The organism is Pseudomonas sp. DR208 (assembly GCF_019823005.1).
Lineage (GTDB): Bacteria > Pseudomonadota > Gammaproteobacteria > Pseudomonadales > Pseudomonadaceae > Aquipseudomonas > Aquipseudomonas extremorientalis.
On sequence record NZ_CP081944.1, the window covers coordinates 1 to 20,552 of the forward strand.

Below are 20,552 nucleotides of genomic sequence, written 5' to 3' on the forward strand. Positions count from 1 at the left end.
ATGTCCCGACTCAATCCCCGGCAGCAAGAAGCCGTGAACTACGTCGGCGGCCCTCTATTGGTGCTCGCCGGCGCAGGCTCCGGCAAGACCAGCGTGATCACCCGCAAGATCGCGCACCTGATCCAGCACTGCGGCATCCGCGCCCAGTACATTGTCGCCATGACCTTCACCAACAAGGCCGCGCGGGAAATGAAAGAGCGCGTCGGCACCCTGCTCAAGGGTGGCGAAGGCCGTGGCCTCACCGTGTGTACCTTCCACAACCTGGGCCTGAACATCATCCGCAAGGAGCATGCGCGGCTGGGCTACAAGCCGGGCTTCTCGATCTTCGACGAGACCGACGTGAAGTCGCTGATGACCGACATCATGCAAAAGGAATACGCAGGCGACGACGGCGTGGATGAGATCAAGAACATGATCGGCGCCTGGAAAAACGACCTGATCCTGCCGCCCCAGGCCCTGGAAAACGCACGCAACCCCAAGGAACAGACTGCCGCCATCGTCTACACCCACTACCAGCGCACGCTCAAGGCGTTCAACGCAGTGGACTTCGACGACCTGATCCTGCTGCCGGTAAAGCTGTTCGAGGAACACGCCGACATCCTCGAAAAATGGCAGAACAAGGTGCGCTACCTGCTGGTGGACGAATACCAGGACACCAACGCCAGCCAGTACCTGCTGGTAAAAATGCTGATCGGCAAGCGCAACCAGTTCACCGTGGTCGGTGACGATGACCAGTCGATCTACGCCTGGCGCGGCGCCCGCCCGGAAAACCTGATGCTGCTCAAGGACGACTACCCGTCCCTGAAAGTGGTGATGCTGGAGCAGAACTACCGCTCCACCAGCCGCATCCTGCGCTGCGCCAACGTGTTGATCTCGAACAACCCCCATGAGTTTGAAAAACAACTGTGGAGCGAGATGGGCCACGGCGACGAGATCCGCGTGATCCGCTGCCGCAACGAAGACGCCGAAGCCGAACGCGTGGCCGTCGAGATCCTCAGCCTGCACCTGCGCACCGACCGGCCCTACAGCGATTTCGCGATCCTCTATCGCGGCAACTACCAGGCCAAGCTGATCGAGCTGAAATTGCAGCACCACCAGGTGCCGTATCGCCTGTCGGGCGGCAACAGCTTTTTCGGACGCCAGGAAGTAAAAGATCTGATGGCCTACTTCCGCCTGATCGTGAACCCGGACGACGACAACGCGTTCCTGCGCGTGATCAACGTGCCGCGTCGCGAGATCGGCTCCACCACCCTGGAAAAGCTCGGCAACTACGCCACTGAGCGCAAGATCTCGATGTACGCCGCCACCGACGAAATCGGCCTGGGCGAACACCTGGACTCACGCTTCACCGATCGCTTGTCGCGCTTCAAGCGCTTCATGGACAAGTTGCGCGAGCAGTGCGCCGGCGAAGACCCGATCAGCGCGCTGCGCAGTATGGTCATGGACATCGACTACGAGAACTGGCTGCGCACCAACAGTTCCAGCGACAAGGCCGCTGATTACCGCATGAGCAACGTCTGGTTCCTGATCGAAGCGCTGAAGAACACCCTGGAAAAAGACGAAGACGGCGAGATGACCGTCGAAGACGCCATCGGCAAGCTGGTGCTGCGCGACATGCTCGAACGCCAGCAGGAAGAGGAAGACGGCGCCGAAGGTGTACAGATGATGACCTTGCATGCCTCCAAGGGCCTGGAATTCCCCTACGTGTTCATCATGGGCATGGAAGAGGAAATCCTCCCGCACCGTTCCAGCATCGAAGCCGACACCATCGAAGAGGAACGCCGCCTGGCCTACGTGGGTATTACCCGCGCGCGTCAGACCCTGGCCTTCACCTTCGCCGCCAAGCGCAAGCAGTACGGCGAAATCATCGATTGTGCCCCCAGCCGGTTCCTGGATGAACTGCCGCCGGACGACCTGGCCTGGGAAGGCAATGACGACACCCCGACCGAGGTGAAGGCCGTTCGCGGCAACACCGCCCTGGCGGACATACGCGCGATGTTAAAGCGCTAGAATCGACTACTTTTCAATCTACTTTCGGCGCACAACGCGCCATTAGAGGAAGCTTTCCGTGGAAGCACTGCACAAGAAAATTCGCGAAGAAGGCATCGTGCTTTCCGATCAGGTACTCAAGGTCGACGCCTTTCTGAACCACCAGATCGACCCGGCACTGATGAAGTTGATCGGCGACGAATTCGCCGCGCTGTTCAAGGACTCGGGCATCACCAAGATCGTCACCATCGAAGCGTCGGGCATAGCGCCAGCGATCATGACCGGCCTGAACCTGGGTGTACCGGTGATATTCGCGCGTAAGCAACAGTCCCTGACCCTGACCGAAAACCTGCTGTCGGCAACGGTGTATTCCTTCACCAAGAAAGTCGAAAGCACCGTGGCGATCTCGCCGCGCCACCTGACCAGCAGCGACCGCGTGCTGGTGATTGATGACTTCCTGGCCAACGGCAAGGCATCCCAGGCGCTGATCTCGATCATCAAGCAGGCCGGCGCGACCGTGGCAGGCTTGGGGATCGTGATCGAGAAGTCGTTCCAGGGCGGCCGTGCGGAATTGGATGCGCAGGGTTATCGGGTTGAATCGCTGGCGCGGGTCAAGTCGCTGGAAGGTGGCGTCGTCACCTTCATCGAATAACCCCTGCCTCAAAGTGGTGGTAAAAGTGGGAAGGGGCTTGCCCCCTCCCACATCGACCCTGTGTTGTCGGTTAGTGCGCGGTGGCCTGCAGGCCGGCGAGCAGGAGCCGCTGGTACAGATCCTCTTTCAAGCCTTCCGGCTTGGTCAACTGCATGCGTTCCAGATGCTTGGGAAACACCTGCGCCTGCGGCGCATCCAACGCCGCCTTGCCCAGCTCCAGAATCTCCGTCAGCTTGAATTTGCTCTTGAGCCAGTTCAGCGCCCGCAACAAATCCCGCTCTTCATCGGTGAAATCGCTTCCCAACGGATACTCCGGAAACAACCGACGATGGCGTGCCTGAATCCCCTGCAACCGCTCCGGCGTGTTCTCGGCAAAGCGCGGATCCAGCTGGAAATCCTTGGGCAACTTGCCAGCCTTTTGCGCCTGCTTGATCAAATCGTCCTGGAAGCGTGAGTCGGTGATATTGAGCAACGCCTCGATCACCTTGGCATCCGTCTGCCCGCGCAAGTCTGCAATGCCGTATTCCGTGATGACAATATCCCGCAGATGCCGGGGAATGGTGCAGTGGCCGTAGTCCCAGACGATATTGGAACTGACCTCCCCCGCCGACTCGCGCCAACTGCGCAGAATCAGGATCGACCGCGCACCTTCCAGCGCATGGCCCTGGGCCACAAAGTTGTACTGCCCGCCCACACCACTGAGCACACGACCGTCTTCCAACTGGTCGGCCACACCCGCGCCGAGCAGCGTCACCATGATCGCGCTGTTGATAAACCGCGCATCCAGGCGTTGCAGGCGCTTGAGTTCTTCCTGGCCGTACAGCTCGTTGATGTAGCTGATGCGCGTCATGTTGAATTCGAGGCGCTTGGCGTGGGTCATTTCCTGCAGGCGCTGGTAGAAACTGCGCGGGCCAAGAAAAAATCCGCCGTGGATCGAAATGCCGTCGGGCTGCGCCGCATCGTCGAGCGTGCCGGCGTTGGCCTGCTGTTGCGTCGCTACGTCCGGGTAGACCTTGCGACGGATAATCCCCGCGTCCGCCAACACCAGCAAGCCGTTGACGAACATTTCGCTGCACCCGTAAAGGCCCCGGGCGAAGGGATCGACACCGCCTTCACGGCTGATCAGCGGCGCCCATTGGTACACCTCCAGGTCCGTCAGCAGCGACCGATAGGACTCGTTGTCGGCCTGACGCGCCAGCAGCGCGGCAGTCAGCGCATCGCCCATGGAGCCGATACCGATCTGCAAGGTGCCGCCGTCGCGCACCAGGGTGCTGGCATGCAGGCCGATGAAGTGGTCCTGGAAACCCACCGGCATGTTCGGCGTGGAGAACAGCGTGGTGCTGTCTTTTTCATCGATCAAGTAATCGAAGGTATCCATGCCCAGCTCTGCGTCGCCGGGCATGTAGGGCAAATCGGTGTGGACTTGCCCGACGATCAGCACGGTCTCGCCGGCGTCGCGGCGCTTGGCAATCATCGGCAGCAGGTCGAGGGTGATATCCGGGTTGCAGCTCAAGCTCAGGCGATCAGGGTGTTCGGCACTGCTGGCGACCAACTGCGCCACCAGGTTCAGGCCGGCGGCGTTTATGTCGCGAGCGGCGTGGCTGTAGTTGCTGCTGACGTAATCCTGCTGCGCCGACTCGCTGTGCAGCAGGCTGCCGGGCTGCATGAAAAACTGTTGGACGTGGATATTGTTCGGAAGGCTGTCGTTGTGCAGGTCGGCGAGGAAATCCAGTTCGGGGTAATCGCCGAACACCCGCTCGATAAAGGGTTCGAGAAAGCGTTTCTGCAAACCATCGCCCATCGTCGGGCGGCCCAGGCTTAACGCGGTATAGATCGTCAGCGCCCGCTCCGGCAACTTGGCGATGCGCCGGTACAAGGCATTGGCAAACCGGTTCGGCTTGCCCAGCCCGAGGGGCATGCCCATGTGGATATGCGCCGGCAACCGCGCCAGTACGTCGTCAACTGCTTGCTCGATTGAACACAACTGCACCATCCGACCCTCCTGAACATTCCATGATTAGGGGTTGGACCGAGCTTGCCGGGTCTTTGCTGCAATGAACAGCGCTGAAACACGAATCGCAGGCACAAAAAAGCCGCTCGTAAGCGGCATTTTTGACGAAGATCGGCGGATCAGAGGCCGGACATCTTCTTGATTGCACCCTTGAGGTCATCATCCGAGCAATCGGCGCAGGTGCCTTTTGGCGGCATGGCGTTGATACCGGTGATCGCCTTGGCCAGGATGCCATCGAGGCCGCCCTGGTGATCGGCGCGTTCTTTCCAGGCTGCGGTATCGCCGATTTTCGGCGCGCCCAGCAGGCCGGTGCCGTGGCAAGCATTACAGTGTTTGGCGATGATGTCATCCGGCGTCTTCGCAGCGCCACCGCCTGCGGCGACCGCCACTTCCATGCCCTTGCATTCCTGGCCCTGGACGCAGACCTGGCCAACAGGCTCCAGGCGCTTGGCAATATCATCATTGGTCGCAGCTTGAGCGCTGACAGCCCATAGGGCCAGTACGGTTGCTGGTGCAGCCAGCATTTTCATAATTAGGTTCACGCGTTCACCCTCAATGGTGGCTATTCACGCCTGCGGCCACGGTTTCGCAGGCGGCGAAAGTATAACGGTTAGCCCGCCTGGCCGAAACAACCCTATTAACTAAAGGGAGATTCGACCCCACGGAATACAGCTCGGGTGCCTCTGCAACGCTGGCAGGACGCCTCTTTTCTTAAAAGTTCGCGGGCGTGGCTGCGCTGATTAGTCGCGCCGGCACGTCGAACGGATTGCGAAAACGATGGGGCTTGGTGCTTTCAAAGTAGTAGCTATCGCCAGCTTCGAGCACAAAAGTTTCAAGACCGACCACCAACTCCAGGCGACCCTCCACCAGAATCCCGGTTTCTTCACCTTCGTGGGTGAGCATTTCTTCGCCTGTGTCGGCGCCCGGCGGGTAGATCTCGTTGAGAAACGCGATGGCCCGGCTGGGGTGCGCCCGGCCTACCAGTTTCATGGTGACGGCGCCGTCGGAGATGTCGATCAGCTCATTGGCTTTATAGACGATCTGCGTCGGTATTTCCTGGAGGATCTCCTCGGAAAAGAACTCGACCATCGACATGGGGATGCCTCCCAGCACCTTGCGCAAGGAGCTGATCGAGGGGCTGACGCTGTTTTTTTCGATCATCGAAATGGTGCTGTTGGTGACACCCGCGCGCTTGGCGAGCTCGCGCTGGGACAGACCCTTCAGTTTACGGATGGATTGCAGTCGTTCGCCGACGTCCAATGCAGGAGCCTCCTAGGATTCAGGCTTTGTTGTAATTGAGCGTTATCATGGCGACAGCGTTCAGTATTTACAACACTTGGGCCTAAATCCCGGGCGGTTGCGTTCGTGCCCGGCGGTCAAGCGCCGGAATAGAGCCTCGGCACGCGGCGCAGGTTGCAAAAGAGCTGATACGGAATGGTCTCGGCGGCGACTGCGACGTCACTGGCGAGGATATTTTTGCCCCATAGCTCCACGGTGGAACCGAGGCCAGCCTGAGGCACGTCCGTGAGGTCGATGCACAGCATGTCCATGGACACACGGCCCAGCAATTGGCTGCGCTGCCCGGCCACCAGTACCGGCGTCCCCGTCGGCGCGTGACGCGGATAGCCATCGGCATAGCCCATGGCAACCACACCGATACGCATGGGTTTGGGCGTGATGAACTTGGCGCCGTAACCCACCGGCTCACCGGCCGGCAGTTCACGGACGCAGATCACCTTGGATTCCAGGGTCATCACCGGCTGCAAACGCGCGGCCACGGCCTGGTCCTCGCCAAACGGCGTCGCGCCGTAGAGCATGATGCCAGGACGCACCCAATCGCTGGACACCGCCGGCCAGCCCATCACCGATGGCGAATTGCGCAGGCTGACCTCGGCCGACAAACCCTGGCGCGCCGCGTCAAACACAGCCACCTGTTCATCACTGCGCACACAGTCGAGCTCATCGGCGCGGGCGAAATGGCTCATCAACACGATCTTGGCCACCTTGCCGCTGGCCAGCAGGCGCTGGTAAGCCTCGTGATAGTCCTTGGGGTGCAGGCCGACACGGTGCATGCCGGAATCGAGCTTGAGCCAGATGGTCAGCGGCTTGCTCAGTCTGGCCTGCTCGATGGCCTCCAATTGCCACAGCGAGTGCACCACGCACCAGAAATCATGTTCGATGATCAGCGGCAGCTCATCCGCCTCGAAGAAACCTTCCAGCAGCAGCACCGGCGCACGAATCCCGGCGGCGCGCAGCTCCAATGCTTCCTCGATGCAAGCCACGGCAAACCCGTCCGCCTCGGCTTCCAGCGCCTGGGCAACGCGTACGGCACCATGGCCGTAGGCATCGGCCTTGATCACGGCAAGGGCCTTGGCACCCGTGACTTCACGGGCCAATTGGTAGTTGTGGCGCAGGGCTTGGAGGTCGATCAGGGCACGGGCAGGACGCATGGCGGCAGGCTTCTAGGCGGCAAAGTGAAGAAAAACCGGCACCGACCAACGGCTTCGGCACCGGGAGAGGGATCGTTGTTTAAGGCAGCGCGGCCACGACGGACAGCTCCACCAGGATTTGCGGTTCGCACAGCTTGGCTTCAACCGTGGCACGGGCCGGGGCAACGCCTTTTGGCAGCCACTTGTCCCACACCGCATTCATGCCGGCGAAATCCGCGTCGATGTCCTTCAGGTAGATCGTCACCGACAGCAACCGGGTCTTGTCAGTACCGGCCAGGTCGAGCAAACGCTCGATATTGGCCAGGGTTTCACGGGTCTGCTGCTCAATCCCGGCGTTCATGTCGTCGCCGACTTGCCCGGCCAGATACACGGTACCGCTGTGGACAACGATCTGGCTCATGCGCTCATTGGTGAGCTGGCGCTGGATTGACATGTTTTGCAGACTCCTGGTGGTTGCCATAACGGGAAATATCGAGGCCTTCGGCACTGATCTGCGGCGTTTTCTTGGCCATCAGGTCGGCCAGCAAACGACCGGAGCCACAGGCCATGGTCCAACCGAGGGTGCCGTGGCCGGTATTCAGGAACAGGTTCTTGAACGGGGTGGCACCGACAATCGGCGTGCCGTCAGGGGTAGTCGGGCGCAGGCCGGTCCAGAAGGTAGCTTCGGTCAAATCGCCGCCCTGAGGATAAAGGTCGTTGACGATCATCTCCAGGGTTTCCCGCCGGCGCGGGTTCAGCGACAGGTCAAAACCGGCTATTTCAGCCATGCCACCGACGCGGATGCGGTTGTCGAAACGAGTGATCGCGACCTTGTAGGTCTCGTCGAGAATGGTCGAGGTCGGCGCCATCGCCGGGTTGGTGATCGGCACGGTCAGCGAGTAGCCCTTGAGCGGATACACCGGCGCCTTGATCCCCAACGGCTTGAGCAACTGCGGCGAGTAGCTGCCGAGGGCCAGCACGTAGCGGTCGGCGGTTTCCAGCTTGCCGTCGATCCACACGCCGTTGATGCGATCACCGGCGTAGTCGAGGCGCTGGATGTCCTGCTCAAAACGGAATTCCACACCCAACTGTTTGCACATCTCGGCCAGGCGGGTGGTGAACATCTGGCAGTCGCCGGTCTGGTCATTCGGCAGGCGCAGTGCGCCGGCGAGGATATCCGTGACGCTGGCCAGGGCCGGCTCGACCCGGGCGATACCGGCGCGGTCGAGCAGCTCGAACGGCACGCCGGACTCCTTCAACACGGCGATGTCCTTGGCCGCGCCATCGAGTTGTGCCTGGGTGCGGAACAGCTGGGTAGTCCCAAGGCTTCGGCCTTCGTAGGCAATGCCGGTCTCGGCGCGCAGTTCGTCGAGGCAGTCGCGGCTGTACTCGGACAGGCGCACCATGCGCTCCTTGTTCACCGCATAACGGCTGGCGGTGCAGTTGCGCAGCATCTGCGCCATCCACAGGTATTGGTCGATGTCGGCGGTGGCCTTGATCGCCAGCGGCGCATGGCGTTGCAGCAACCATTTGATGGCCTTGAGCGGCACACCCGGTGCGGCCCATGGCGAGGCATAGCCTGGAGACACTTGCCCGGCGTTGGCGAAACTGGTTTCCATGGCAACGGCAGGCTGACGGTCGACCACAACCACTTCAAAGCCGGCCCGCGCCAAATAGTAGGCACTGGTCACACCAATGACGCCGCTACCCAAGACCAGAACGCGCATTTTTATATCCTCATCGCGGGCATGGCCGCTGACGTGTGTTGTTCGAGCAATGATGAGCGCAGTGTAAAAAACAATGACCAGTGCATTTCACTATATAACTGCCTATATTTGGCGACAATTCTCGGCAAAAACCCTTTTCACAGAGGCGTATCCCCTATGCGTACCAACACCCAGACCAAGCGGGAGCTGGACAAGATCGACCGCAACATCCTGCGCATCCTGCAAACCGACGGGCGCATTTCGTTTACGGAGCTGGGGGAAAAGGTCGGGCTGTCGACCACGCCCTGTACCGAGCGTGTGCGGCGGCTGGAGCGTGAAGGGATCATCATGGGCTACAACGCGCGGCTCAACCCCCAGCATTTGAAGGGCAGTTTGCTGGTATTTGTCGAGATCAGCCTGGATTACAAGTCCGGCGACACCTTCGAGGAATTCCGCCGCGCGGTGCTGAAACTGCCCCATGTGCTGGAATGCCACTTGGTTTCTGGCGACTTCGACTACCTGGTGAAAGCGCGGATATCCGAGATGGCGTCGTACCGCAAATTGCTCGGCGACATCCTGCTCAAGCTGCCCCATGTGCGGGAGTCCAAGAGCTATATCGTGATGGAAGAGGTGAAAGAGAGCCTGAACCTGCCGATCCCGGACTAAACCAGCACCTGCCGTGTGCTCGCCATGTACTCGTGGATCTGCTTCTCCACCCGTGGATGAATCAGCTCCACCGGGCGCCGCCCATTCGGACACGGCAAGGTCTTGGTGGTGCCGAACAGCCGGCAGATCAACGGGCGCTCGTCGTACACCGTGCAGCCGTTCGGCCCCAGGTGCACGCAGTTCAGCTCCTCCATGGCCGCGTCCTGCTCGGCGGCGGTCTTGCGCGGCAGGCGCGACATTTCCTCGGGCGAGGTGGTCACCGGCCCACAGCAGTCATGGCAACCGGGGACGCACTCGAACGAAGGAATCTGCCGGCGCAGCGCACTGATTTTCTGACTGTTGCAACTCATCGAAACACGTACCGAACGGCGAATAGGCGTGGATTCTGCCGCAAAACGCCCCGCGCAGACAGCTTCGTCCGACCGCTGTATCCTGCGTCAAATTTTCCAAACAGGGATGCTCCCCATGACTGCCAGCGCCCGGCATACCGCCTCCTACTACGCCGCCAGCAGCGTGCCGCAAACTGATTACCCGGTATTGACCGGCGAACTGACGGCAGATGTGTGCGTGGTCGGCGGCGGTTTTTCCGGGCTGAACACCGCGCTGGAGCTGGCCGAACGCGGTTTCAGCGTAGTGTTGCTGGAAGCGCGCAAGATCGCCTGGGGCGCCAGCGGGCGTAACGGCGGCCAACTGATTCGCGGTGTCGGCCATGGCCTGGACCAGTTCGCCAGCGTGATCGGCACCGAGGGCGTACGCCAGATGAAGTTGATGGGCCTGGAAGCGGTGGAGATTGTGCGTGAGCGCGTCGCGCGCTACCAAATCCCCTGCGACCTGACCTGGGGCTACTGCGACCTCGCCAACAAACCCCGCGACCTCCACGGCCTGGCCGAAGATGCCGAAGAACTGCGCAGCCTCGGCTATCGTCACGACATACGCCTGCTGCAAGCCAACGAAATGGGCAGCGTCATCGGCTCCGAGCGCTACGTGGGCGGCATGATCGACATGGGCTCCGGCCACCTGCACCCGCTGAACCTGGCCCTCGGCGAAGCCGCCGCCGCGCAGCAATCGGGCGTGAAGCTGTTCGAGCAGTCCGAAGTGACGCGCATCGACTACGACCCCGAAGTCAACGTACACACCGCCCAAGGCAACGTGCGCGCCAAGACCCTGGTGCTGGCCTGCAATGCCTACCTCAACGGCCTCAACCCGCACCTCAGCGGCAAAGTGTTGCCTGCCGGCAGCTACATCATCGCCACCGAACCGTTGAGCGAAGCCCAGGCCGCCAACCTGCTGCCGCAGAACATGGCGGTGTGCGACCAGCGTGTCACGGTGGACTACTTCCGGCTGTCCGCCGACCGCCGCCTGCTGTTCGGCGGTGCCTGTCATTATTCCGGCCGCGACCCGAAGGACATCGGCGCCTATATGCGCCCGAAGATGCTGCAGGTGTTCCCACAACTGGCCGATGTGAACATCGACTTCCAATGGGGCGGCATGATCGGCATCGGCGCCAACCGTCTGCCGCAGATTGGCCGCCTGGCCGACCAGAACAACGTGTATTACGCCCAGGCCTACGCCGGCCATGGCCTCAACGCCACGCACCTGGCGGGCAAGTTGCTGGCCGAAGCCATCAGCGGCCAGCAACACGGGCGCTTCGACCTGTTTGCCCAGGTGCCGCACATCACCTTCCCCGGCGGCAGGCACCTGCGCTCGCCGCTGTTGGCGCTGGGGATGCTCTGGCACCGCCTCAAAGAGCTGGTCTGATCAATCGCGCCAGAACGGTTTCAGGCCTTCGTGGCGCGCCTGCTCGGCGGTCAGCCCGATATCGCGCAATTGCTCGCGGGTCAGGTGCAGCAGAGCTTTGCGCGTGTGGCGACGGTGCCAGAACAGACCCCAGCGACTGATATCGCGCCGCGCCGTCGCCCGCTCCTGCCCAGCCTCCAGTTCCTGACTGTGTAACGCCAGCCGCACATCGCTCATGCCGTTCATTTTGCTGCCCCTCAGTTGCTTGTTGCCTTGAGTGACCAGCATGAGCGCGCAGCCAAAACCATTACAGATTCAACCCACCTTTATTAAATCCATACAGATACTGCCTATATACCGCTGAATCCTGTATTTTCTGCCTATCTGTAATGGTCCCTCTGGAGCGACCGCCATGACCCTGTACATGAACCTCGCCGAATTGCTGGGCACCCGCATCGAACAAGGCTTCTATCGCCCCGGTGATCGACTGCCTTCCGTACGGGCCTTGAGCGTGGAACACGGGGTCAGTTTGAGCACCGTGCAGCAGGCCTATCGCTTGCTCGAAGACAACGGTCTGGCGATGCCCAAACCGAAATCCGGCTACTTCGTGCCGGTCGGCCGCGAGTTGCCGGCCCTGCCCGAAGTCGGTCGTCCGGCTCAGCGCCCCGTAGAAATTTCCCAATGGGACCAGGTGCTGGAGTTGATACGCGCAACGCCGCGCAAGGATGTCATACAGATGGGCCGCGGCATGCCGGATGTATTGTCGCCCACCCTCAAGCCCCTGCTGCGCAGCCTGGCCCGCGTGAGTCGCCGCCAGGATCTGCCGGGGCTGTATTACGACAACATCCTGGGCTGTATGGAACTGCGCGAACAGATTGCGCGCCTGTCCCTGGATTCCGGCTGCCAGCTGACGGCCGAGGACATCGTGATCACCACCGGCTGCCATGAGGCGCTGTCCGCCAGCATCCATGCCATCTGTGAACCGGGCGATATCGTTGCGGTGGACTCACCGAGCTTTCACGGCGCCATGCAGACCCTCAAGGGCCTGGGCATGAAAGCCCTGGAAATCCCCACCGACCCGATCACCGGCATCAGCCTCGAAGCCCTGGAGCTGGCGCTGGAACAGTGGCCGATCAAAGTCATCCAACTGACCCCCAACTGCAACAACCCCCTGGGCTACATCATGCCGGAGGCGCGCAAGCGGGCATTGCTCACCTTGGCGCAGCGCTTTGACGTGGCGATCATTGAAGACGATGTGTACGGCGAACTGGCCTTCAGCTACCCGCGCCCGCGCACCATCAAGTCTTTCGACGAAGACGGACGCGTCCTGCTGTGCAGCTCGTTCTCGAAGACCCTGGCGCCCGGCCTGCGCATCGGCTGGGTAGCGCCCGGACGTTACCTGGAGCGAGTGCTGCACATGAAATACATCAGCACTGGCAGCACCGCCACGCAGCCGCAGATCGCGATTGCGGAATTCCTCAAAGGTGGCCACTTTGAACCGCATTTGCGGAGGATGCGTACCCAATACCAGCGCAATCGCGACTTGATGCTCGATTGGGTCAGCCGCTACTTCCCCACAGGCACTCGCGCCAGCCGCCCTCAAGGCAGCTTCATGCTGTGGATCGAACTGCCGGAAGGCTTTGATACGCTGAAGCTTAACCGTGTCCTGGTAGAACAAGGTGTACAGGTGGCCGTAGGCAGCATCTTCTCGGCGTCGGGCAAGTACAGGAACTGCCTGCGCATGAACTACGCTGCCAAGCCAACCGCGCAGATTGAAGAAGCCGTGCGCAAGGTCGGGGCTGCGGCGATCAAGATGCTGGCAGACACGGTCGACTGACCTTTCACGGGAAATTGCCGTCATATACCGACAACCGCCCTGATCTGGAAGCCGCTCCCTTGATGATTCAACGGCTATTACCGTTTTGCCTGCTGGTAGCCCTGACTCTGGGCGGCTGCGCCAGCGTGAGCACGCCACGCGTCCCCAGTGACGCCCTGCCCGCCGCACAGTCATCGTTCGGCCGCTCGATCCAGGCCCAGGCCGCGCCCTATCAAGGGCGCTCGGGCTTTCGCCTGCTGCCCAACAGCAGCGAGGCATTCATGGCCCGTGCCGAGCTGATCCGCAACGCCCAGACCAGCCTCGACCTGCAGTACTACATCGTGCACGACGGCATCAGCACCCGCATGCTCGTGGACGAACTGCTCAAGGCCGCCGACCGTGGCGTACGTGTGCGCATCTTGCTGGATGACACAACCAGCGACGGCCTGGACCAGATCATCGCCACCCTCGCCGCCCATCCCAAAATCGAGATCCGCCTGTTCAACCCGCTGCACCTTGGGCGCAGCACCGGCGTAACGCGGGCCATGGGCCGCTTGTTCAACCTGTCGCTGCAACATCGACGCATGCACAACAAGCTGTGGCTGGCGGACAATAGCGTGGCCATCGTTGGCGGGCGTAACCTGGGGGATGAGTATTTCGATGCCGAGCCCAACCTGAACTTCACCGATATCGACATGCTCAGCGTCGGCCCGGTGGCCGAGCAACTGGGCCACAGTTTCGACCAGTACTGGAACAGCGCGCTGAGCAAGCCCATCGATGATTTCGTCTCCAACGCACCGTCCAAGGGTGACCTGGCCGCCGCGCGCGTACGCCTGGAAGCGTCCCTGGCCGAGTCACGCCAGCAGAACCACGCACTGTACAACCGCCTGCGCACCTACCAGACCCAACCCCGCATGGACACCTGGCGCCGCGAGCTGATCTGGGCCTGGAACCAGGCGCTGTGGGATGCGCCGAGCAAGGTGCTGGCCAAGGACGACCCGGACCCCAGGTTGCTGCTCACCACGCAACTGGCGCCGGAACTGGAAGGGGTCAATCATGAACTGATGATGATTTCGGCGTACTTCGTGCCGGGACAGCCAGGCCTGGTGTACCTGACGGGGCGCGCCGATGCGGGCGTGTCAGTGAGCCTGCTGACCAATTCTCTGGAAGCCACCGACGTGCCCGCCGTGCACGGGGGTTATGCGCCGTACCGCAAGGCGCTGCTGGAGCATGGGGTCAAGCTCTATGAGTTGCGCCGCCAGCCCGGGGATGGCGGCGGCAGTGGCCCGCACCTGTTTCGCCGAGGCACCTTCCGGGGCTCGGATTCCAGCCTGCACAGCAAGGCGATGATCTTTGATCGGGAGAAATCCTTTATCGGCTCGTTCAACTTCGACCCACGCTCGGTACTGTGGAACACCGAAGTCGGTGTGCTGGTCGACAGCCCCGAGCTGGCGGAACACGTGCGCAACCTTGCACTGCAAGGCATGGCGCCAGCCCTGAGCTATGAAGCGAAATTGCAGGACGGCCAAGTGGTGTGGGTGACCGAAGATAACGGCCAGTTGCACACCCTGACCCGCGAGCCGGGGAGCTGGTGGCGACGGTTCAATGCGTGGTTTGCCACCAGCGTCGGCCTTGAGCGCATGCTCTAGGCCGGCTGCGCCGCGCCGAATGCACCCTGGCGCAGCAGCAACATCACCAGGCCCAGCGCACCGGCCGCCATCAGCAGCGGCAACGCATGCCCGCTGATCCACTGGCTACCCGCCCCCGCCACCAGCGGCCCGATCAGGCAGCCAATACCCCACAACTGCGCCACGTGGGCATTGGCGCGCACCAGCGCGTCGTCGCGGTAACGCTCGCCGATCAGGATCAACGACAGGGTGAACAAGCCGCCAGCACTCGCGCCGAACACGACCCAGATCGGCCAGATCATTGGCGTGTGCATCAATAGGGGAATCGCCAGGCTCGACACCAGCAACAGCAGCGCACACCCCAGGAACAACGTGCGCCGAGGCAAGTAGTCGGCCAGTGCGCCGATGGGCAATTGCAGTAACGCGTCGCCAACCACCACCGTGCTGACCATGGCCAAGGCGATCTCGGCGGTGAACCCTTGTTGCAGGCAGTACACCGGCAACAATGTCAGGATCATCGCCTCGAACGCAGCAAACAGCGCCACCGCCCAGGCAATCGCCGGCAGGCTCCGGCAGAAGCGCCACAGTTGCGCGAAGGTCACGCCGAAGGACTCGGCGCTCGGTGCACCGGAGCGCCCCAGCAGCAACAGCGGCGCGACCATCAACAGGCCGACGCCCACCCAGAAACCGTAGTCATGCTCGGTGCCGATCAGGCCCAACAGCAGCGGCCCCGACAGCTGGCTCAAGGCATAGCTGCAGCCGTACAACGCCACCAGCCGACCACGCCACTGCTCCACCACCAACTGGTTGATCCAACTCTCGCCGAGGATAAACACAATGGTCAGGATCACCCCGATCATCAGGCGCAGCACCAGCCACACCGGGTAGCTGGGCAGGATCGCCAGCAGGCCGATGGACACCGCGCCCGCCCACAGGCACAGGCGCATGAGGTTGGCGGTGCCAAGCCATGAGGCCAGGCGACTGGAAACCTTCGCCCCGAGCAACACGCCAAAGGCCGGCATTGCTGCCATCACGCCGATAGCGAAACTGCCGTAGCCCCAGCTTTCGAGGCGCAGGGACACCAGCGGCATGCTGACGCCCAGGGCCAGACCGACGCTGAGCACTGAGGCCAGGACGGCGAAATAAGTCGCCCAACGCATTTCCACGCTCCTGTGGATCAGTTTCAAGTTCACACAAACCAGTGTGGGAGGGGGCTTGCCCCGATTGCGGTGGATCAGTGAGCACCGCTGGCGCCTGACACACTGCTATCGGAGGCAAGCCCCCTCCCACATTTAGCCTGCGTTGTTGCCTAGAGCTTGATCCAGGTGGCCTTCAACTCGGTGTATTTGTCGAACGCATGCAGCGACTTGTCGCGACCGTTGCCCGACTGCTTGAAGCCACCAAACGGTGCAGTCATGTCGCCGCCATCGTACTGGTTGACCCACACGCTACCGGCACGCAGCGCCTTGGCAGTCAGGTGGGCCTTGGAGATGTCCGACGTCCACACCGCTGCAGCCAGGCCGTATTGGGTGTCGTTGGCGATGGCAATTGCTTCCTCGGCGCTGTCGAAGGTGATCACCGACAAGACCGGGCCGAAGATTTCTTCCTGGGCGATCTTCATGGCATTGGTCACACCGTCGAAAATCGTCGGTTCAACATAGGTGCCACCGGTTTCTTCCAGGGTCCGCTTGCCGCCGGCGACCAACTTGGCGCCATCTGCGTGACCCGCTTCGATGTACGACAGCACAGTGTTCATCTGCTGGGTGTCCACCAGTGCGCCCACATTGGTTGCCGGGTCCAGCGGGTTGCCAGGCTTCCAGCCCTTGAGGGCATCGATCACCAGCGGCAGGAATTTGTCCTTGATGGAACGCTCCACCAGCAGGCGCGAACCGGCGGTGCAGACCTCCCCCTGGTTGAAGGCTATGGCGCCGGCGGCGGATTCTGCGGCGGCTTGCAGGTCCGGGGCATCGGCGAACACGATGTTCGGGCTCTTGCCGCCGGCTTCCAGCCAGACGCGCTTCATGTTCGACTCACCAGAGCGGATCAACAGTTGCTTGGCGATCTTGGTGGAACCGGTGAACACCAGGGTGTCGACATCCATGTGCAACGCCAGCGCATTACCCACGGTATGACCATAGCCCGGCAGTACGTTGAACACGCCTTTTGGAATACCGGCTTCCACGGCCAGGGCCGCAATGCGGATGGCGGTCAGCGGGGATTTTTCGGACGGCTTGAGGATCACCGAGTTGCCGGTGGACAGCGCAGGGCCCAGTTTCCAGCAGGCCATCATCAGCGGGAAGTTCCACGGCACGATAGCGCCAACCACGCCAACCGGCTCGCGCGTCACCAGACCCAATTGGTCGTGCGGGGTCGCGGCGACTTCGTCGTAGATTTTGTCGATCGCTTCGCCGCTCCAGCTCAGGGCATTCGCCGCGCCGGGTACATCGATGTTCAGGGAGTCGCTGATCGGCTTGCCCATGTCCAGGGTTTCGAGCAGCGCCACCTCTTCGGCATTGGCCTTGAGCAACGCGGCGAAACGGATCATGGCGGATTTGCGCTTGGCCGGCGCCAGGCGTGACCACACACCGGAGTTGAAGGTGGCGCGGGCGTTTTCGACGGCGCGCTGGGCGTCGGCGGCGTCACAGCTGGCAACGGTGGCCAGCAGTCGACCATCGACCGGGCTGATGCATTCAAAGGTGTCACCGGAAACAGCGGCGGTGTACTCGCCATTGATGTAGGCGCGGCCTTCGATCTTCAGATCCTTGGCACGTTGTTCCCAGTCGGCACGGGTCAGGGTGGTCATGCGAGTGTCCTCCTCTTATTGAATACAAGGGCCATGGGATATCCCACGGCAGCCTTAAAGAATTCTTGCCCGCCAGCCAATGGTTCGGCGCAAGGCAGCTGCCACCCTAAACCAGCGGCTGGGGGTGTTTCAATATATTTGACATAACGCCGGCAAACGCCCTTGCGATGTTCATTTTAATAAACATAGACTTTGGGCTCTCCAACCGCAGGCCAGACGGGACACGCACATGAGCATCCAGGACATCGTCGACTTCAGCCAAGCCAAGACCGCCGCCGAGCGTTACCGCCCTGCCGCCGAGAAAATCCTCAAGGGCGATCCCGAGCAAACGATCTACAACCACTACAACAGCCCCTGCGGCCAGATGAGCGCGGGCGTGTGGGAAGGTGAAGTCGGACAGTGGACGGTCAATTACACCGAACATGAGTACTGCGAGATTGTGCAGGGTGTATCCGTGCTGCGTGACGCCGACGGCAATGCCAAGACCTTGCGCGCTGGCGACCGATTCGTGATTCCCGCTGGCTTCAGCGGCACCTGGGAAGTGCTGGAGGCGTGCCGCAAGATCTACGTGGTGTTCGAACAGAAAGCCTGACCGGCCAAATCACAGGCAAAAAAAAGCCCGGATCGTGAGATACGGGCTTTTTTCACAAGGAGGAAAATCAATTACTTGATTTTGCCTTCTTTGTAGATCACGTGCTTGCGAACGCGCGGGTCGAACATTTTCTTTTCGAGCTTGTCCGGGGTAGTACGCTTGTTCTTGTCGGTAGTGTAGAAGTGACCAGTACCGGCGCTAGAGATCATTCGAATCAATTCACGCATGATATAGCTCCTTAGATTGTGCCAGCGCGGCGCAATTCAGCCAGCACGACAGTGATGCCACGCTTGTCGATGATGCGCATGCCTTTGGCAGATACGCGCAGACGGACGAAACGTTTCTCTTCTTCAACCCAGAAGCGGTGATGCTGCAGGTTCGGCAGGAAACGACGACGGGTTTTGTTATTTGCGTGGGAAATGTTATTCCCAGTCACCGGACCCTTACCGGTAACTTGACAGACTCTCGACATGCCTCAGCCCTCTAAAACCACATGCCCAACCCGGCATGGGTTGGCCGCTTAATCTCTCAGTCATTTGGCGCCAGGCGCCGCGTTTCTTTAGGGTCTTACCGGCTACACCTACAAGCGAAGGAACCGGGCCCCTAGAAAAGAGCGCTGCTTTATACCAGAAAGACCCCAGTGCAACAACAGCCCGCGTGTTTTTACTGGCGTAAATCTTGGCGGTAGACGCCTGAACCGTTGCCAGGAGGGGCCGCTGTCACAGCCGACCGCTCGTCGCACAGAATGATTTACAGCGCGCACGGGCACAGTGAAGTGCACGACGAAACGCGCCGAGGCGCCATCAAAACAGCATTTGGCGCAAAAGCACAGGCAAAAATGGGCTAGTCATTTACCTATCAGACCACTACGGTAGGACTTTTCCAGACTGCACTCGCAGATGGGCCTTCGATCTGCAAAGGAAACCGAACATGCGCCTCGCTGCCCTACCGCTATTGCTAGCCCCTCTATTTATCGCCCCGCTGGCCTCGGCCGCCAGCAACTTGAGCGTCTGCACCGAGGCCAGCCCCGAAGGGTTCGATGTGGTGCAATACAACTCGCTGACCACCACCAACGCCTCGGCCGATGTGCTGATGAACCGCCTGGTGGACTATGACGCGACCAGCGGCCAACTGGTGCCCAGCCTGGCAGACAGCTGGGACGTCTCGCCGGATGGCCTGACCTATACCTTCAAGCTGCACCCGGATGTGAAGTTCCACCGCACCGAGTACTTCACCCCAAGCCGCACCCTGACCGCCGAAGACGTGCGCTTCAGCTTCGAGCGCATGCTCGACCCGGCCAACCCCTGGCACAAGATCGCCCAGAGCGGCTTCCCTCACGCTCAGTCGCTGCAACTGTCGACGCAGGTAAAAAAGATCGACGCTCTCGACCCACTGACCGTGCGTTTCACCCTGGATCACGCCGACTCCACCTTCCTCGCCGCGCTGAGCATGGGGTTCGCCTCGATCTACCCGGCGGAATATGCCGACAAACTGCTCAAGGCCGGCACGCCGGAGAAGCTCAACAGCCAGCCGATCGGCACTGGACCGTTTATCTTCAGCCGTTTCCAGAAAGATGCCGTGGTGCGCTACAAGGCCAACCCGGACTACTTCGCCGGCAAACCGGCTGTGGATAACTTGATCTTCGCCATCACTCCCGACGCCAACGTACGCCTGCAGAAGCTGCACCGCGATGAGTGCCAGATTGCGCTGTCACCCAAGCCGCTGGACGTAGGCGAGGCCGAAAAGGACCCGGCGCTCAAGGTGGAGAAGACCGCGGCCTTCATGACCGCCTTCGTGGCCATCAACAGCCAGCACCCGCCCCTGGACAAGCCCGAAGTCCGCCAGGCGATCAACCTGGCGTTCGACAAGGGCAGCTACCTCAAGGCCGTGTTTGAAGGCACCGCCGAGGCCGCCAACGGCCCTTATCCGCCGAACACCTGGAGCTACGCCAAGGACCTGCCGGGTTATCCACAGGATCTCGCCAAGGCCAAGGTGCTGCTCGACCGCGCCGGACTCAAGGACGGCTTCAAGACCACCCTCTGGACCCGCCCCACCGGCAGCCTGCTGAACCCCAACCCGAACCTTGGTGCACAACTGCTGCAAGCTGACCTGGCCAAGGTCGGCATCCAGGCCGAGATCCGCGTGATCGAATGGGGCGAGTTGATCCGCCGCGCCAAAGCCGGCGAACACGACCTGCTATTCATGGGCTGGGCCGGTGACAACGGCGACCCGGATAACTTCCTGACCCCGCAGTTTTCCTGCGCGGCGGTAAAGTCGGGTACCAACTTCGCCCGCTACTGCGACCCTGCGTTGGACAAGCTGATCAGCGCTGGCAAGACCACCAGCGAGCAAGGTGTGCGCAGCAAGCTGTACCAGCAGGCCCAGGCGCAGATCCAGCAGCAGGCCTTGTGGTTGCCGCTGGCGCACCCGACGGCGTTCGCCCTGACCCGCAAGACTGTCGAGGGCTACCAGGTGAGCCCGTTCGGCCGGCAGGATTTCTCGAAAGTCAGCGTCAAGCCCTGA

Annotated in this window: 20 protein-coding genes; 8 read left to right on the plus strand and 12 right to left on the minus strand. The window is 61.4% G+C overall.

The window, feature by feature from the left end; genetic code table 11:
• On the plus strand, positions 1 to 2,010 hold the full coding sequence (rep, locus tag K5K89_RS00005) for a DNA helicase Rep (protein WP_222540640.1): 2,010 nt from the start codon (positions 1 to 3) through the stop codon (positions 2,008 to 2,010).
• A gap of 58 nt (positions 2,011 to 2,068) precedes the next feature.
• Entirely contained in the window at positions 2,069 to 2,641 is a 573-nt protein-coding gene (locus K5K89_RS00010) for a xanthine phosphoribosyltransferase (protein WP_025856334.1), read from the plus strand.
• A gap of 70 nt (positions 2,642 to 2,711) precedes the next feature.
• Here K5K89_RS00010 and K5K89_RS00015 read toward each other — a convergent pair whose 3' ends face one another.
• The 6 genes from K5K89_RS00015 to dadA all read right to left on the minus strand — a co-directional run bounded on the left by K5K89_RS00015 (position 2,712) and on the right by dadA (position 8,808).
• Positions 2,712 to 4,634, minus strand: a complete 1,923-nt coding sequence (locus K5K89_RS00015; RefSeq protein ID WP_071488060.1) for an acetyl-CoA hydrolase/transferase C-terminal domain-containing protein — start codon at positions 4,632 to 4,634, stop codon at positions 2,712 to 2,714.
• A 137-nt stretch (positions 4,635 to 4,771) separates the two neighbouring features.
• A complete protein-coding gene (locus K5K89_RS00020) occupies positions 4,772 to 5,182 on the minus strand; it encodes a c-type cytochrome (RefSeq protein WP_043293857.1) in 411 nt (136 codons plus the stop codon).
• A gap of 181 nt (positions 5,183 to 5,363) precedes the next feature.
• Positions 5,364 to 5,912, minus strand: a complete 549-nt coding sequence (locus K5K89_RS00025) for a cupin domain-containing protein (RefSeq protein WP_003176893.1) — start codon at positions 5,910 to 5,912, stop codon at positions 5,364 to 5,366.
• A 116-nt stretch (positions 5,913 to 6,028) separates the two neighbouring features.
• Positions 6,029 to 7,102, minus strand: a complete 1,074-nt coding sequence (gene alr, locus K5K89_RS00030) for an alanine racemase (RefSeq protein ID WP_071488061.1) — start codon at positions 7,100 to 7,102, stop codon at positions 6,029 to 6,031.
• A gap of 79 nt (positions 7,103 to 7,181) precedes the next feature.
• The gene (locus K5K89_RS00035; RefSeq protein WP_058424231.1) at positions 7,182 to 7,535 is read right to left on the minus strand and encodes a RidA family protein; all 354 of its coding nucleotides are present in this window, start codon (positions 7,533 to 7,535) and stop codon (positions 7,182 to 7,184) included.
• A complete protein-coding gene (gene dadA / locus K5K89_RS00040) occupies positions 7,507 to 8,808 on the minus strand; it encodes a D-amino acid dehydrogenase (RefSeq protein WP_222540641.1) in 1,302 nt (433 codons plus the stop codon). The genes K5K89_RS00035 and dadA overlap by 29 nt, the downstream gene beginning before the upstream one ends.
• Before the next feature lie 156 nt (positions 8,809 to 8,964).
• Here dadA and K5K89_RS00045 point away from each other — a divergent pair, with 156 nt between their 5' ends.
• Positions 8,965 to 9,453, plus strand: a complete 489-nt coding sequence (locus K5K89_RS00045; RefSeq protein WP_003176896.1) for an Lrp/AsnC ligand binding domain-containing protein — start codon at positions 8,965 to 8,967, stop codon at positions 9,451 to 9,453.
• On the opposite strand, the gene K5K89_RS00050 is transcribed toward K5K89_RS00045, so the two are convergent.
• The gene (locus K5K89_RS00050; RefSeq protein ID WP_092241690.1) at positions 9,450 to 9,803 is read right to left on the minus strand and encodes a YkgJ family cysteine cluster protein; all 354 of its coding nucleotides are present in this window, start codon (positions 9,801 to 9,803) and stop codon (positions 9,450 to 9,452) included. The two genes, K5K89_RS00045 and K5K89_RS00050, sit on opposite strands and share 4 nt — an antisense overlap.
• 115 nt (positions 9,804 to 9,918) lie before the next feature.
• Between K5K89_RS00050 and K5K89_RS00055 the strand changes: the two genes are divergently transcribed.
• On the plus strand, positions 9,919 to 11,211 hold the full coding sequence (locus K5K89_RS00055) for an NAD(P)/FAD-dependent oxidoreductase (RefSeq protein ID WP_222540642.1): 1,293 nt from the start codon (positions 9,919 to 9,921) through the stop codon (positions 11,209 to 11,211).
• Here K5K89_RS00055 and K5K89_RS00060 read toward each other — a convergent pair whose 3' ends face one another.
• On the minus strand, positions 11,212 to 11,436 hold the full coding sequence (locus K5K89_RS00060; RefSeq protein ID WP_222541665.1) for a DUF1127 domain-containing protein: 225 nt from the start codon (positions 11,434 to 11,436) through the stop codon (positions 11,212 to 11,214).
• Between the two features lie 166 nt (positions 11,437 to 11,602).
• Here K5K89_RS00060 and K5K89_RS00065 point away from each other — a divergent pair, with 166 nt between their 5' ends.
• Both K5K89_RS00065 and K5K89_RS00070 read left to right on the plus strand, forming a co-directional pair.
• Entirely contained in the window at positions 11,603 to 13,027 is a 1,425-nt protein-coding gene (locus K5K89_RS00065) for a PLP-dependent aminotransferase family protein (RefSeq protein ID WP_222540643.1), read from the plus strand.
• Positions 13,028 to 13,089: 62 nt separating this feature from the next.
• Positions 13,090 to 14,655 (plus strand): phospholipase D family protein, encoded by a 1,566-nt coding sequence (locus K5K89_RS00070; protein ID WP_222540644.1) that lies wholly within the window; start codon positions 13,090 to 13,092, stop codon positions 14,653 to 14,655.
• Here the strand turns inward: K5K89_RS00070 and K5K89_RS00075 are convergent.
• A complete protein-coding gene (locus K5K89_RS00075) occupies positions 14,652 to 15,794 on the minus strand; it encodes an MFS transporter (RefSeq protein WP_222540645.1) in 1,143 nt (380 codons plus the stop codon). The genes K5K89_RS00070 and K5K89_RS00075 overlap by 4 nt on opposite strands.
• Before the next feature lie 149 nt (positions 15,795 to 15,943).
• The gene (locus tag K5K89_RS00080; protein ID WP_222540646.1) at positions 15,944 to 17,437 is read right to left on the minus strand and encodes an aldehyde dehydrogenase; all 1,494 of its coding nucleotides are present in this window, start codon (positions 17,435 to 17,437) and stop codon (positions 15,944 to 15,946) included.
• Positions 17,438 to 17,666: 229 nt separating this feature from the next.
• Here K5K89_RS00080 and K5K89_RS00085 point away from each other — a divergent pair, with 229 nt between their 5' ends.
• Positions 17,667 to 18,029: a cupin domain-containing protein gene (locus K5K89_RS00085; protein ID WP_092241680.1), complete on the plus strand. Its 363-nt coding sequence runs from the start codon at positions 17,667 to 17,669 to the stop codon at positions 18,027 to 18,029.
• 71 nt (positions 18,030 to 18,100) lie between these two features.
• On the opposite strand, the gene rpmG is transcribed toward K5K89_RS00085, so the two are convergent.
• Both rpmG and rpmB read right to left on the minus strand, forming a co-directional pair.
• Positions 18,101 to 18,256 carry a 50S ribosomal protein L33 gene (rpmG, locus tag K5K89_RS00090; RefSeq protein WP_003176906.1) on the minus strand — a complete coding sequence of 52 codons (156 nt, stop codon included), beginning with the start codon at positions 18,254 to 18,256 and terminating at the stop codon, positions 18,101 to 18,103.
• 11 nt (positions 18,257 to 18,267) lie between these two features.
• Positions 18,268 to 18,501 (minus strand): 50S ribosomal protein L28, encoded by a 234-nt coding sequence (gene rpmB / locus K5K89_RS00095; protein WP_010207494.1) that lies wholly within the window; start codon positions 18,499 to 18,501, stop codon positions 18,268 to 18,270.
• Positions 18,502 to 18,959: 458 nt separating this feature from the next.
• On the opposite strand from rpmB, the gene K5K89_RS00100 reads away from it, so the two are divergent.
• Positions 18,960 to 20,552, plus strand: coding sequence for an ABC transporter substrate-binding protein (locus tag K5K89_RS00100; RefSeq protein ID WP_222540647.1), 1,593 nt, complete (start codon positions 18,960 to 18,962; stop codon positions 20,550 to 20,552).

Bases quoted from the DNA above. Each gene is read 5' to 3' on its own strand.
- rep (WP_222540640.1), top strand. From the start codon at position 1: ATGTCCCGACTCAATCCCCGGCAGCAAGAAGCCGTGAACTACGTCGGC.
- K5K89_RS00015 (WP_071488060.1), bottom strand. From the start codon at position 4,634: ATGGTGCAGTTGTGTTCAATCGAGCAAGCAGTTGACGACGTACTGGCG.
- K5K89_RS00020 (WP_043293857.1), bottom strand. From the start codon at position 5,182: ATGAAAATGCTGGCTGCACCAGCAACCGTACTGGCCCTATGGGCTGTC.
- alr (WP_071488061.1), bottom strand. From the start codon at position 7,102: ATGCGTCCTGCCCGTGCCCTGATCGACCTCCAAGCCCTGCGCCACAAC.
- K5K89_RS00035 (WP_058424231.1), bottom strand. From the start codon at position 7,535: ATGTCAATCCAGCGCCAGCTCACCAATGAGCGCATGAGCCAGATCGTT.
- dadA (WP_222540641.1), bottom strand. From the start codon at position 8,808: ATGCGCGTTCTGGTCTTGGGTAGCGGCGTCATTGGTGTGACCAGTGCC.
- K5K89_RS00045 (WP_003176896.1), top strand. From the start codon at position 8,965: ATGCGTACCAACACCCAGACCAAGCGGGAGCTGGACAAGATCGACCGC.
- K5K89_RS00050 (WP_092241690.1), bottom strand. From the start codon at position 9,803: ATGAGTTGCAACAGTCAGAAAATCAGTGCGCTGCGCCGGCAGATTCCT.
- K5K89_RS00055 (WP_222540642.1), top strand. From the start codon at position 9,919: ATGACTGCCAGCGCCCGGCATACCGCCTCCTACTACGCCGCCAGCAGC.
- K5K89_RS00060 (WP_222541665.1), bottom strand. From the start codon at position 11,436: ATGAACGGCATGAGCGATGTGCGGCTGGCGTTACACAGTCAGGAACTG.
- K5K89_RS00065 (WP_222540643.1), top strand. From the start codon at position 11,603: ATGACCCTGTACATGAACCTCGCCGAATTGCTGGGCACCCGCATCGAA.
- K5K89_RS00070 (WP_222540644.1), top strand. From the start codon at position 13,090: ATGATTCAACGGCTATTACCGTTTTGCCTGCTGGTAGCCCTGACTCTG.
- K5K89_RS00075 (WP_222540645.1), bottom strand. From the start codon at position 15,794: ATGCGTTGGGCGACTTATTTCGCCGTCCTGGCCTCAGTGCTCAGCGTC.
- K5K89_RS00080 (WP_222540646.1), bottom strand. From the start codon at position 17,437: ATGACCACCCTGACCCGTGCCGACTGGGAACAACGTGCCAAGGATCTG.
- K5K89_RS00085 (WP_092241680.1), top strand. From the start codon at position 17,667: ATGAGCATCCAGGACATCGTCGACTTCAGCCAAGCCAAGACCGCCGCC.
- rpmG (WP_003176906.1), bottom strand. From the start codon at position 18,256: ATGCGTGAATTGATTCGAATGATCTCTAGCGCCGGTACTGGTCACTTC.
- rpmB (WP_010207494.1), bottom strand. From the start codon at position 18,501: ATGTCGAGAGTCTGTCAAGTTACCGGTAAGGGTCCGGTGACTGGGAAT.
- K5K89_RS00100 (WP_222540647.1), top strand. From the start codon at position 18,960: ATGCGCCTCGCTGCCCTACCGCTATTGCTAGCCCCTCTATTTATCGCC.